Origin of the sequence: Polynucleobacter victoriensis (assembly GCF_900187875.1) — a bacterium.
GTDB classification, from domain to species: domain Bacteria; phylum Pseudomonadota; class Gammaproteobacteria; order Burkholderiales; family Burkholderiaceae; genus Polynucleobacter; species Polynucleobacter victoriensis.
Map to the genome: position 1 here is coordinate 57,506 of NZ_FYEX01000002.1, position 13,174 is coordinate 70,679.

Consider the following 13,174-nt stretch of genomic DNA (forward strand, 5'->3'; position numbering starts at 1 on the left):
ATAAATAAAAATAGAGTGAAAAACTAATTAATCACTCTATTATGAACTGCAAAGATACCTACTGGTAGGCAAGGTCTTTTTATGTATTTAATTAGGTGTCTATTCCTAACTCTTGTAGCTTTCTGGTAATTGTGTTTCTGCCAATCCCTAATCTTTCAGCGGCTTCAACACGACGACCTCGCGTCACTTCCAGAGCTGCCGTTAAGACTGCTTTTTCAAACTTTGACTCCAGCGCACTAAATACTTCTCTTGTGCCGTCTTGCAAAAGTTGTTTAGCAATCAGCGCTAAACCAGACTCCCAGTCTGATGGGGTCCCTGATTTATAGGTAACTGCATGATCTATGCTTGCCCCTTCAGGCAAATCAGCACCCATCACAGTTGCATCTGGAGGCAAATCTTGTGCGCCAATCACTTGAGCAGGCGCCATCACTGTTAACCAGTGGCATAAGTTCTCTAACTGACGAACGTTGCCCGGGAATGGCAACTGCCCAATGGCTATAAGGGCATCATCAGACAGACGCTTAGGCTCCATCCCCAAAGATTTGGCAGAGGTTTGCATAAAGTGTCTTGCCAATAATGGAATATCTTCTTTACGCTCACGCAGTGATGGCAAACGCAGACGAATTACATTCAGACGATGGAATAAGTCTTCTCTGAATAAACCTTCAGCCACCCTAGACTCAAGATTTTGGTGTGTAGCAGCAATCACACGCACATTAGATTTGAGTGAATCATGACCACCGACTCGGTAAAAATGACCATCTGATAAAACGCGCAATAAACGTGTTTGCAAATCAAATGGCATGTCACCGATTTCATCTAAAAATAAAGTACCGCCCTCAGCCTGCTCAAATCGGCCACGCCTCATGGTTTGAGCACCCGTGAATGCGCCACGTTCATGACCAAACAATTCTGACTCTAATAGGTCTTTAGGAATCGCGGCTGTGTTCAAGGCAATGAATGGGCCACCTGCTCTTGGACTATGTTTATGTAGCGCTCTGGCGACCAACTCTTTACCCGAACCAGATTCTCCCGTGATTAAAACAGTGACGTTAGATTGCGATAGTCGGCCAATTGCTCTAAATACATCTTGCATGGCCGGTGCTTGACCAAGAATCTCAGTGGTTTCTTGCATGCGATCAGCAACTTCACGCGTTTGATTCTGAAGTCTTAAGCTCTCATCAACCGCCCTACGAATCAGCTCAACTGATTTAGCAATATCAAAAGGTTTGGTGATGTATTCAAAAGCACCACCTTGGAATGACGATACTGCTGAATCCAAATCAGAATAAGCAGTCATGATGATGACAGGCACGTTGGGATGCTCAGCTTTTACCTGTTGCAGTAGATCGATACCGTTACCGCGTGGCATACGAATATCAGAAATTAATACCTGAGGCTCCTCACCCCGATCAAATGCATCTAGAACATCTTGTGGATTACTAAAACTACGATAAGGCATGTTCTCACGCTGTAATGCCTTCTCCAATACCCAGCGTATTGATTGATCATCATCCACAATCCAAACTGGCTTCATATTGATCCCTAATTCTTAATTTCTATTTAATCCTTCCCGTTTTTTAGACGGAAAGGTAACTGCATCTGAAAATCAGTGTGGCCAGGCTTACTTGAGCAACCAATAAAACCAAAATGCTGCTGCACATAAGTTTGAGCCAAGGTAAGACCTAAACCACTACCACCTTCTTTGCCTGATACCAATGGGAAGAAAATCTTGTCTTTAATTTCTTCTGGGATACCAGGACCGTTATCTATGACATGCAAATCCAATGCCAGTTTGTATCTTTGCTTATTAATAGTGACATTACGAGCAACTCGGGTGCGTAATTCAATCACTGCCTCGCCCTGCTCAATTTGGGCTCTAAGAGCTTGCGCAGCGTTGTGAACCACGTTTAAAACAGCCTGAATGAGAGCTTCTTGATCTCCCAATAAGTCTGGCAGACTGATATCGTAATTTCGCTTAATTTTGAGCCCTTGTGGAAACTCGGCTAATACCAAGCTTCTTACTCGCTCTAAAACCTCATGAATGTTCACGTAATCATCAACGTGTTGTTTGCGGTGCGGCGCTAATAAGCGATCCACTAGACTTTGCAAACGATCTGATTCTTTAATGATGACTTGGGTGTATTCATGCAAAGACTTATCAGGCAACTCAAACTCTAAAAGTTGGGCAGCCCCACGAATACCGCCTAATGGGTTTTTGATTTCATGAGCCAAGTTGCGCATCAGAGTCTTATTAGCTTCTACCTGTTGCACCAACCGATCATCTCGCTCACTACGTATTTGTTGATCAAGTGGCAACCACTCAATCAGAATTAAATCTGGGTTGTCCAAGCCCGCAACCACGACATGCGCATTAATCGGCTCGTGGTCGGCTCTTGCTGGACCAGGCCCCAATTGCAAATCTTGTCGCTGCGCCTCAATTTGATCGCCCTTAACTGCTTCGAGCATTTTGAGTAACTCTGGGTTATGACCAAATAGGTCATGAATCGATAGACCTTCCAGCAACTTACTAGAAATATCCAGCCCAACCTCTGCCACTGGGTTGGCATACACAACCATTTGATGTGCGTACTCAACCACTAGGATTGCATTTGGCAGCTGATCCCATGCGGTGGGTTGAGAAAAAAGGGCAGCTATTGCTGCCCCTTTTACTGGTTTGCGCAACATACCTGCGCTCTACCTTTTCTATACTCTCTATTAGAGTGAGTAGTACATGTCGAACTCGACTGGGTGAGCAGCCATACGGAAGCGTGTAACTTCTTCCATCTTCAAGTCGATGTACGCATCTAACATTGAGTTTGTGAACACACCACCACGAGTCAAGAACTCACGGTCAGCATTCAATGCCTCAAGAGCTTGATCCAAGCTGTTACATACTGTTGGGATCTTTGCATCTTCTTCTGGTGGCAAGTCGTACAAGTTCTTGTCAGCAGCTTCACCTGGATGAATCTTGTTTTGGATACCGTCCAAACCAGCCATCATCAATGCAGAGAAACACAAGTATGGGTTAGCCAATGGGTCTGGGAAACGAGTTTCGATACGACGACCCTTAGGATTTGCAACGTGTGGAATACGGATAGAAGCAGAACGGTTACGTGCTGAGTAAGCCAACTTAACTGGAGCTTCGAAACCTGGAACCAAACGCTTGTATGAGTTTGTACCTGGGTTAGTGATCGCGTTCAATGCACGTGCGTGCTTGATGATACCGCCGATGTAGTACAACGCTAAGTCTGACAAACCTGCGTAGCCGTTACCAGCGAACAAGTTTTGACCATCTTTCCAGATTGATTGGTGAACGTGCATACCTGAACCGTTGTCACCAACGATTGGTTTTGGCATGAATGTAGCTGTTTTGCCATAAGCGTGAGCTACGTTTTGAATCACGTACTTTTGCAAGATTGTCCAGTCAGCGCGTTGAACCAATGTGCTGAACTTTGTACCCAATTCGTTTTGGCCTTGACCAGCAACTTCATGGTGATGTACTTCAACTGGAATACCTAATGATTCCAAGATCAAGCACATTTCTGAACGCATATCTTGGAATGTGTCTACTGGAGCAACTGGGAAGTAACCACCTTTTTTACCTGGACGGTGACCTGTGTTGCCATGTTCGAATGATGTAGCTGATGACCAAGGTGCTTCTTCAGATTCAACCTTGTAGAAACAACCTTGCATGTCGTTGCCCCAAGTAATGCTGTCAAATACAAAGAACTCTGGCTCTGGACCAAAGTAAGCTGTATCACCAATACCAGTGCTCTTTAAATAAGCTTCAGCGCGTTTAGCGATAGAACGTGGGTCACGGTCATAGCCTTTGCCATCAGATGGCTCGATAACGTCGCATGAAAGAACCAATGTTGGCTCTTCATAGAATGGGTCGATGTATGCAGTTACTGGATCTGGCATAAGCAACATGTCTGATGCTTCAATACCTTTCCAACCAGCAATTGATGAGCCGTCAAATGCATGACCACTCTCAAATTTATCTTCATCAAAGTGAGATACAGGCACAGATACGTGCTGCTCTTTACCCTTAGTGTCTGTAAAGCGGAAGTCTACAAAAGTTACTTCTTTTTCTTTTGCAAGCTTCATTACATCTGCGACGGTCTTCGTTGTCATGCAAATCTCCTATTGGAACAATCTCAAATCAGCCATGCAGTGTTTTGGCACCACACAACCCACTAACTAAAACTATGCACAAAGCATGCCAAATAAACATGCCTCATATTCTTAACCACATTTTAGGTCAAAATGACCCTGCTACCGACCCCATATGCACCACGATAGTGCAAATAAGCACTAAAACAAAGCTAATGGGTATTTATTCCCCATTATTATGCAAATCGTGGATGATATGACCCAAATCCTGCACTCCCTGCCTTAGTTTGGGCCAAGCCAACTCAACCTGCGCTGATTGGCCTTTAACACCTAACTCAATATGACGCTTAGCAAAAACACCTGACTTCTGAGGGTCCCCCACAGACGGCAAGCTAAATACTTTGACATCAGGGTAGGTATTTTCAATCTTTTCCATAAGTGGTGTCAAACTTGCCTCCATGGCTAGGGGGACAATAAAACTTCGCTCCAAGAAATCTACCTGATGAAACAAGTCCTTATAGAAATGATCTAAAACCCAAGTCATCATCGGCGCAGCCATCACAGGAAAGCCCGGCACAAAATAATGCTCTTGAATGTAGAACCCAGGGATTTGATTAAACGGATTTGGGATGATTTGACTGCCCTTTGGAAACTCCCCCATCTTCATACGCAATAAATTGTCTGAACTATTTAAATCACTCTTGACTGGATCCCCTTCTGCCATCGTGAGAATTCTTTGAGTAATTAACTGCTGCGCTTGAGGATGTAATTCAAGGGGTAAATTTAATGCTGCTGCTGCACACTGCCTGGTGTGATCATCGGGTGTCGAGCCAATGCCACCTGTACTAAATACAACATCATTTGTAGCGAAACTTCTTTTCAATACTTCTGTAATTGCCTCTCGATCATCTCCTACGTACTCTACTTGAGATAAAGCTAAGCCTCGCTCACTGAGAAGTTCAATCATCTTAGCCATATGTTTATCTTGTCTTTTGCCAGACAAAATCTCATCACCAACCACAATCAAACGAAATTTTTTATTTGTCATATTAAGAGTCACCTAAAACAATCCCATGCTCTGCGCGATGCAGGCGCAATGCATGCAATAAATAGTGTGCAAACCAAAGTGCTGAAAATATAAACACCACCGAATAAACCCAGAGCACCATGAAAGAAACCACTGGGAAAAAAATAATTGCCATGGCAGATGTTGCCCAGAAGAAAGTAGGCACCGCCCCCAACAGGCCACACAAGATGCCCATAGTGAGTAATGGCCAGCGATGCTTTTGCATAAGAGATTGTCTCTCGGCTTCAGTCGCATGGTGAGCTAGCACGTCATAACTCATTAGCCGCATCGTAAGCCAACCCCAAAATAGTGGTGGCAGGATTGCCACCATCGGAGGGACCCACCAAATTGGCAGAGTCATCATTACTAATGCACAACATATGAGAATTGAAATAAAGGCGTAAAGCAAACTACGAATCAAACCACCCTCATGGGCTTGATAAAGATCTTGATACCCTGGTTGCGAAGCAATATGACGAATCACCGCAGGCACAGAAGTAAAAGCTACCAACACTAATAGTGAGATTGTGATGACGGGTATCAGCACAATCACTAACAAGAGTGGTGCCATCACTGCCCTGATTTCATCCCAACCAGCGGCTGACATCACATCAGCCATCCAAGCAGTCAAAAATGAATTGGTAATAAAGAAGCGGATTGATTCAAGTGCTGGCTCCCACATAAAGAAAAAGAGCACTGCCCAAACAACACTTACGATAATGAATGGGCGCAAACTGAGCCACAGCATCTTAGGATGCATCAAACCAACCATCGACAAACCAAGAGATCGAAGCACAGAATCCTTAGAAATTTAACTAGACTGTTTAAGCGTTCGCCATGCGTGCTTTAAACCTTGCCACTGATGTGTCAGCACATGGTTAGACACTTCGAGATTCTTAACGCCTGTTGGATGCGTCTGAGAATCAAAGATAGCTGTCTTAAACATCATGTCCCACCAGGGGAACAAAATACCAAAATTACAACCACCCAATACGCCAGGCTTACCGGGCGCTTCATGCCCCATGCCAATGGCGTGGTGATAGCGATGGAATTTAGGTGAAATAATTAAATACTTAAACCAACCATGATCAAAATTTAGATTGCCATGCTGCCAACTTTGTATCAATTGACTAATGGCAATGATCCATAGGAACTGAATTGGCTCAACACCAATCATAAGAGCCAATGCTGCAAACACCGCTGAATGCCCTAGATCATCTAAAAAGTGGTTTCTGTTGTCCGTCCAGACAGTCATGTACTTTTGACTATGATGCAAAGCATGCAACTGCCACCACCAATTCCAATGGTGAGATGCCCTGTGATAAAGATATTCACCAAAATCCAATATCACCAGATAAACCAAAAAACTCACCCAAGGAATAGAAGTAACACCTGGAACCCAACCTTCCACATTTAAACGACGGAACTGAATGTCATGGAGCTGCGCTTCAAACCAAAAGTACAGCTCTGAAAATCCAAAAAATAAAATTAGCTTTACCAAACCCAAGCGATGAATCAATGTATAAAAAATATCAACTGCTTGGGCTATGTTCCGATGCCTTCGCACTTGTGGGTTATTTGATACAGCCTCAACAGGAAATAACTTTTCTAATGGCTTAAATACCAACAAAATAATGATGACTTGAAACACCCCGAATAAAAACCAATCAAGTCCAGCAATCGCGTCATCTGCATAACCCATACCGCCAAAGGTATACAAAATAGGCAAGACCATCTCCTGCATCATCCATTCTTGGAGGCTGGCATACCATGCAGTTAGAGTAGTGATCATGGCTTAATTATTCTTGAAATTTCAGAATGTTGCTGAAGGCTCAATATCGTGTCAAAACAATAGCCTTTTTTCTTAAGCCCCACGATCAATGGTTCAAGTACCGCTGGTGCCCAAGGATCTTTTCTAGACCATATGCCTAGATGCGCCATGGCAATATCACCAGGCTTTAATTCTGTCAGAGCTTTTTTTAGTAGTTGCTGATTAGAGAACTTTTCAGAGGACAATTCATCACCTAAAAATCCAGACTTAGACCAGCCTACGTGCCTATAGCCACAGATCTCCCCCATCTGAATATACTGAGCAGAGACTTTTCCACCAGGTGCTCGCCAGATTGGATCCAATGGGGTACCAGTTAACTTCTCAAAGCGCTGCTTGACTAAACTCATATCAGCACACAAACCATCTTGTGACATTTTTCTTGCTTTGTTTGCCTCAGGACCAAACTGAGATTTAACAATCACAGTTGATTGATCAAAGTCTTTCACCAGGTAGGTATGAAAATACGTGTGATTACCAAATGCATGGCCATCTTTTTTAAGCGCTTGCCAATAGCTCGCCCATGAATCATCCAGTGAATAATCCCCGCGCTTAGTTTTTTCATTAGCCAAGAAGAATGTGGCTTTGACCTGATGTTGACGCAAAACTTTGGCAACATATTCAGCCACATCCATATTGCCAGTATCAAATGTTAAATAGATGGGCTGATTACAAGCTGCTGCTTGCAAATTAAAACTTGCTAGAACTAATAGACTGACGACTAATTTTTTCAAGCGCCACCCCTATTAAGTCGTTACTGCCAACCAGCACTAGGATAGAAAAATATGCCGTGCGGACTCTTACCAACCGGAATAGTTGCAATTAACTTTCTAGAGGCAATGTCAATCACGCCCACCTTCTTAGAAAACCTAAAGGTCACCCACAACTCCTTACCGTCCGGTGTGACATCCATACAATCTGGACCGGCTGGTAAACCAGTGATATCAGCTACTTTTTCCAACTTTTCCATATCCAAAAGACTAATTGTTGATTCAACACGGTTAGTTAGAAAAATATGTCGCTTATCTCCCAAAGGCCTAAAGTTATGCGCAGCTTTTCCAGTTTTAATTTCTTTGATGATTTTTTGATTTTTCCAATCAATTACTTGCACTGAATCTGCGCCAGTTAGGCCCACCAATAAATATTTATCACCCGGCGTCATCCAAACACCAGCAGGCGCTTTACCCACAGCCATCTTCCAAATGATCTCTTGCGTTTCTAGATCGATTGCCACCAACTCATTGGAATCTTGCAGCGTCACAAAAGTAATTTTGCTATTGCTTGTAAATGTGATGTGGCTTGGTGTTTTTGGGGCCTTAACCACTTTCACCAACTTCAACTCACGATCCTTGGCGGCATAAATATCCACACGATCTAAACGATTACCAGCTGCAATAAACCATTTTTTATCTGGCGAATATCCAATATGGTACGGATCAATGATATTTGGCGTACGACCTTGCAACTCCCCTGTCTTGGGATCTAAAAAAGCAACATCATTGCCCACCGCATTAGCTACTAGTACAGATTTCTGATCTGGGGTAATCATCAAGTGATGCGGCTCTTTACCAATTGGAAATGTTTTATATACAGCTCGCTTATCCATATCAATCAAGCTAACACTTGCCTCACCTGAATTTAAGACGATGGCCGTTCTCTTAGGAGACTCTGATGGTGAGGCAACCGCAAAGCTTGTGATTAAGGAGAGGGCCACGAATAGTGTGGCGAATTGAGATATTTTTTTGGTTTTATTGAGCATGCGGTGATTTTAAGACCCAAAATGCTAAAAGTCATAAAACCACCACTGTTTTTATTGATATGACACAAAACCTTCTTTAGTCGCCACTTGTTGGCTTAATGCATTAGATTGTGCTGAACCATGCTGGCTATCACAATCGCAGCAAAAAAACCTAAGATCCATTTGATTGTCTTGATCTCAGAATTAATAGTTTTAATTTCCATCTTAATTTCTAGTATTTCAGCTTTGCATTCATTAGATGTCTTATCTAAATCCTCTTTTGTTGCCAATCGCCCCAATTGACTATTCATGAACTCATTAAATATGGATACAAGCGTTTTTGCTTGCCTACCATCCATGCCTGAATCAATCAAATCATTAACTGTTTTGAGCGTATCTATGTACATCATCGCACTATCCCCTTTTTTAATTACGTTTACTTATATTTTTTATAAGTATAAGGGTATCAATACTGCTGACAACAAAGACCACACAAGTAATCAGCTATTTTCTTAGGCTGTCGAGAATTTTTTGTAGGCGCTTAGATGACATAGGCGTTGGGGTCTTTAACTCTTGAGCATAGAGTGCCACTCTTAGCTCCTCCAATTGCCAGCGGAAGTCCTCTAGGCGAACATCTACTGCTCCACCATAGGCCTTTTGAGCCTGAATCATTTTGCTCCATGGATTAGCGAGTAATTGCCACTCCTGCTGGCATTGCGCATCTCTACTTGGATTTGTTCTCAACTTATCAATCCGCATGCTAGCCGCCTTTAAATATCTTGGCAGATGGACTAGATACTCATAAGGCGTTTTAGCAACAAATTGTTGATGAATTAAGTTTTGTATTTGCTGAGACACATCACTATGCGCACTTGGCGACAAAGACTTTAATTGCGCCATGCGCTTTTGTAGATCTGCATACGCCTGTAGGCTTGCTAAAGCATGCCTTGCCACCTCTTGAGCAATCAATGCCAACTTTGGTTTACCTAGATCCAAACGCTCCTTGAATGATGCTGCATTAGTTGGCAATGGCTCCATCAAACAAGAGCGCTCAATCGCCAAATCAATCACTTGCGTCATTAAATCGTCAGTATTACCAATATTCATAAAAAGCAGACCAAGATCTCTTGCTCCTGGCAACTGCTTATGCAAGGCTTTGATAGTCTCACGCATCGGGATTGCAAACAGTCTCTTCAAACCCAAGCGATGGGTTTTTCGCGCTAACTCAGGATCATCAAAAACCTCAATATCACAATGAGTTTTCTGATCAACTAAAGCGGGATACCCGTACAAGGTTTGCTGCCCTCTCTTAATTTCCAACATCTCAGGCAACTCTCCAAAAGACCAATCCTTGATGTTTTCTGTTTGGGCAATGACAGAACGCTGACTCTGCTGCGCTGGCTGACTAGACGCCAATTGTTGATGTTGCTGATGATTTGTTCCTGAGATTTGATTCACAGCAGTAGCAGCAACTTCCTGAAATACTTCTCTAGCAGCCTGCGAGTGTTCGGCACGTAACTTACCTAGATTTCGCTCTAGATCAATTTGACGCCCATACTCGTCCACTAAGCGGAAGTTCATGAAGCAATGTAGAGGTAGATTTTCCGGACGGAAATCAGCGCGCTGAACCTGTAATTGAGTTTGCTCGCGTATATCAGCAATCAACGCATCTAAATAATCACCCTCACCAAAAGTCTTCTTTTCAGAAGTTCTTTCAACAAACTTCTTGGCATAGTCAGGCAACGGTACACAATAACGTCGCAATTTCTGCGGCAATGACTTGAGATATAACTGAGTTTTTTCAAGTGCTAAACCAGGAACCAACCACTCACAACGTCGTTGATCTACCTGATTAAGTAAGGCCAAAGGCACAATCATCGTGACCCCGTCCTTAGGGCTGCCAGGTTCAAAGTGGTAAGTTAATTGCAACTCTGTACCAGCCATCTTGATAGTTTTAGGATAACGATCAAGTGTTATGCCCGCAGCCTCATGCCGCATTAAATCGGCTTTATCTAATTTAAGTGCTGCTATGTTTTTAGCATCTTCTTTTAACCAAGCTTCTAAAGTGGGTTTACTAAAAACAATATCTGGTAAATGTTGCTCGTAAAAAGCAAACAGCAACTCATCATCAACCAAGACATCTTGACGTCGAGAGCGATGCTCCAAGGCTTCGATTTGCTTGATCAGATTTAAGTTATGCCAAAAAAAGCTATAAAGAGGTCCGCTTTGTTTTTGCGCTTGAGCAGCTTCCGCTTGACCAAACAAATCTGCCTCAACCAAAGCTCTTTGAATAAAAATGCGTCTTGCTTCCTCTGCATCTTTGGGTGCGAATCTAATTTTTCTACCGTGATAAATAGGTAGACCATAGAACGTGCCACGCTCATGAGCCATTACCTCACCTTGGCGAGCATCCCAAAATGGATCACTCCAAGATCTCACGATTCGATGACTAGCAACTTTCTCTACCCATGTCGGTTCAATTTTGGCAATGGTTCTAGCAAATAAACGACTAGTCTCTACTAGTTCTGAAGCCAAGATCCACGCACCCGCTTTTTTACCAATCGTAGACCCTGGCCAAATATTTAGTTTGATGCCTCTAGCACCTTCATAGATGCCTGGCCCATGTTTATCGTCTTCAGCTTTTTTAGCGATATTGCCGAGTAAACCAGTTAGGAGCGATAAGTGCACCTGTTCAAAAGTTGCCGGTGTTGCGTTTTCTTTCCAACCCTGCTCAGTTAACAAGCGATGTAACTGCCCATGTACATCACGCCACTCGCGCATACGCCTAGGCGAAATGAAATGTGTTTTACACAAGTTCTCTAATTGACGATTACTTTGTTTGTGAACTAGAGCATGTTGATACCAATCCCAAAGTTTTACAAATGACAAAAACTCTGATCTTTCATCAGCAAATAACTTATGCGCCGTGTCCGCAGCTTGCGCATATTCCATGGGGCGATCACGGGGGTCTTGCGTTGCCATTGCTGTTGCAATAATCAATACTTCTCTTAGAGCCTGCTGCTCCCTTGCGGCCAACAACATACGACCAACTCTTGGATCAAGCGGCAACGCCGCCAATTGCTTACCGATAGGAGTCAAGGCGCCCTGTCTGGGCCCATCAGACTCCATTGCACCCAACTCCTCCAATAACTGAACACCATCACTAATAGCCCTACCTAAAGGTGGCTCAATGAATGGAAACTCTTGAATACGCGGCAGCTTCAAAGCTCGCATACGCAAAATGACTGCTGCTAGAGAACTTCTTAATATTTCAGGGTCTGTAAATTTGGGCCTAGCGTTGTAATCCGCCTCATCATATAAACGAATACAGATACCATCAGAGACACGACCACAACGACCAGCTCTTTGATTGGCAGCCGCTTGTGAGATCGGCTCAACCTGCAATTGCTCAACTTTATTACGGTACGAATAGCGCTTAACCCTAGCTAAACCCGCGTCAATCACAAAACGAATGCCGGGTACCGTTAATGAGGTTTCTGCCACATTGGTTGCTAAAACAATTCTTCTGCCACCGCCAGACTGGAAAACTCTCTCTTGCTCACTCACCGACTGTCTTGCAAATAAGCTCAACACCTCAGGATGAAAACGTTGATTAAGAACATGATCCTTGCGGATTGCCTCAGCACAGTCCCGAATCTCTCGTTCCCCTGGCAAAAATACCAAAATGTCACCCGCCGCTTGAGCACCATCGCGCCACAGTTGACCCACCGCATCAACGACTGCATCAGGAATATCTTTCGGGTCCTTTTGACCAGGCTCTAACAGCGGCTGATACCTTACCTCTACAGGATAGAGTCTGCCACTCACCTCAATCACTGGTGCAGGACGGTCTTTGGACCCAAAATGCTCTGCAAAACGATTCGCGTCGATAGTGGCCGAGGTAACGATGACCTTGAGATCGGGACGCTTAGGTAAAAGCTGCCTCAAATAACCCAATAAAAAGTCAATGTTCAGGCTACGCTCATGCGCCTCATCGATGATGATGGTGTCATAAGACTTCAATAACGGGTCTCTTTGGGTCTCAGCCAACAAAATGCCGTCAGTCATGAGCTTCACAGAGGCTGTTGGGCTGGTTTTATCCGAAAAACGTACCTGATACCCCACATCCTCACCAATCGGGCTGCCTAGCTCTTCTGCAATTCTTTTAGCAGTGGATGTGGCAGCGATACGCCGTGGTTGAGTGTGTCCAATTAATTGACCGGTGCCATTAGCCCTGCCACGCCCCATCGCCAAACAGATCTTTGGTAACTGCGTGGTCTTGCCAGAACCGGTTTCTCCGCACACAATAATGACCTGGTTCTGCTCCAAAGCTTGGGTAATTTTCTCCCTCTGCCCGGAGACAGGTAAGCTCTCTGGAAACTGAATTTTCAAAAGTTTGGTCATTTTTTCTGGTTGCACCCTATAA

General features: G+C 43.7%; 10 protein-coding genes. All 10 read right to left on the reverse strand.

The genetic code is table 11. From position 1 onward, the window contains the following. Positions 1–91: 91 nt before the first annotated feature. A complete protein-coding gene (gene ntrC / locus CFR83_RS06565; RefSeq protein WP_088813267.1) occupies positions 92–1,537 on the reverse strand; it encodes a nitrogen regulation protein NR(I) in 1,446 nt (481 codons plus the stop codon). A 26-nt stretch (positions 1,538–1,563) separates the two neighbouring features. Next, positions 1,564–2,688: a nitrogen regulation protein NR(II) gene (gene glnL, locus CFR83_RS06570; RefSeq protein ID WP_088813268.1), complete on the reverse strand. Its 1,125-nt coding sequence runs from the start codon at positions 2,686–2,688 to the stop codon at positions 1,564–1,566. A gap of 30 nt (positions 2,689–2,718) precedes the next feature. Continuing rightward, positions 2,719–4,137, reverse strand: coding sequence for a type I glutamate--ammonia ligase (gene glnA / locus CFR83_RS06575; protein ID WP_088813269.1), 1,419 nt, complete (start codon positions 4,135–4,137; stop codon positions 2,719–2,721). A gap of 202 nt (positions 4,138–4,339) precedes the next feature. Further along, on the reverse strand, positions 4,340–5,164 hold the full coding sequence (locus CFR83_RS06580; protein ID WP_088813270.1) for a competence/damage-inducible protein A: 825 nt from the start codon (positions 5,162–5,164) through the stop codon (positions 4,340–4,342). 1 nt (position 5,165) lies between these two features. Next, positions 5,166–5,978, reverse strand: a complete 813-nt coding sequence (locus CFR83_RS06585; protein WP_133062467.1) for an EI24 domain-containing protein — start codon at positions 5,976–5,978, stop codon at positions 5,166–5,168. Between the two features lie 15 nt (positions 5,979–5,993). Beyond that, on the reverse strand, positions 5,994–6,974 hold the full coding sequence (locus CFR83_RS06590; RefSeq protein WP_088813272.1) for a sterol desaturase family protein: 981 nt from the start codon (positions 6,972–6,974) through the stop codon (positions 5,994–5,996). Next, positions 6,971–7,744, reverse strand: a complete 774-nt coding sequence (locus tag CFR83_RS06595) for a polysaccharide deacetylase family protein (RefSeq protein ID WP_088813273.1) — start codon at positions 7,742–7,744, stop codon at positions 6,971–6,973. The genes CFR83_RS06590 and CFR83_RS06595 overlap by 4 nt, the downstream gene beginning before the upstream one ends. 20 nt (positions 7,745–7,764) lie before the next feature. Then, the gene (locus CFR83_RS06600; RefSeq protein WP_480285503.1) at positions 7,765–8,748 is read right to left on the reverse strand and encodes a YVTN family beta-propeller repeat protein; all 984 of its coding nucleotides are present in this window, start codon (positions 8,746–8,748) and stop codon (positions 7,765–7,767) included. Positions 8,749–8,864: 116 nt separating this feature from the next. Beyond that, the gene (locus CFR83_RS06605; RefSeq protein ID WP_088813275.1) at positions 8,865–9,158 is read right to left on the reverse strand and encodes a CCDC90 family protein; all 294 of its coding nucleotides are present in this window, start codon (positions 9,156–9,158) and stop codon (positions 8,865–8,867) included. Positions 9,159–9,252: 94 nt separating this feature from the next. Beyond that, on the reverse strand, positions 9,253–13,152 hold the full coding sequence (gene hrpA, locus CFR83_RS06610; protein ID WP_088813597.1) for an ATP-dependent RNA helicase HrpA: 3,900 nt from the start codon (positions 13,150–13,152) through the stop codon (positions 9,253–9,255). Positions 13,153–13,174: the final 22 nt, after the last annotated feature.

What these genes read in the sequence shown, in the direction of transcription:
- ntrC (WP_088813267.1), bottom strand. Translation starts at nt 1,537, where the DNA reads ATGAAGCCAGTTTGGATTGTGGATGATGATCAATCAATACGCTGGGTA.
- glnL (WP_088813268.1), bottom strand. Translation starts at nt 2,688, where the DNA reads ATGTTGCGCAAACCAGTAAAAGGGGCAGCAATAGCTGCCCTTTTTTCT.
- glnA (WP_088813269.1), bottom strand. Translation starts at nt 4,137, where the DNA reads ATGACAACGAAGACCGTCGCAGATGTAATGAAGCTTGCAAAAGAAAAA.
- CFR83_RS06580 (WP_088813270.1), bottom strand. Translation starts at nt 5,164, where the DNA reads ATGACAAATAAAAAATTTCGTTTGATTGTGGTTGGTGATGAGATTTTG.
- CFR83_RS06590 (WP_088813272.1), bottom strand. Translation starts at nt 6,974, where the DNA reads ATGATCACTACTCTAACTGCATGGTATGCCAGCCTCCAAGAATGGATG.
- CFR83_RS06605 (WP_088813275.1), bottom strand. Translation starts at nt 9,158, where the DNA reads ATGATGTACATAGATACGCTCAAAACAGTTAATGATTTGATTGATTCA.
- hrpA (WP_088813597.1), bottom strand. Translation starts at nt 13,152, where the DNA reads ATGACCAAACTTTTGAAAATTCAGTTTCCAGAGAGCTTACCTGTCTCC.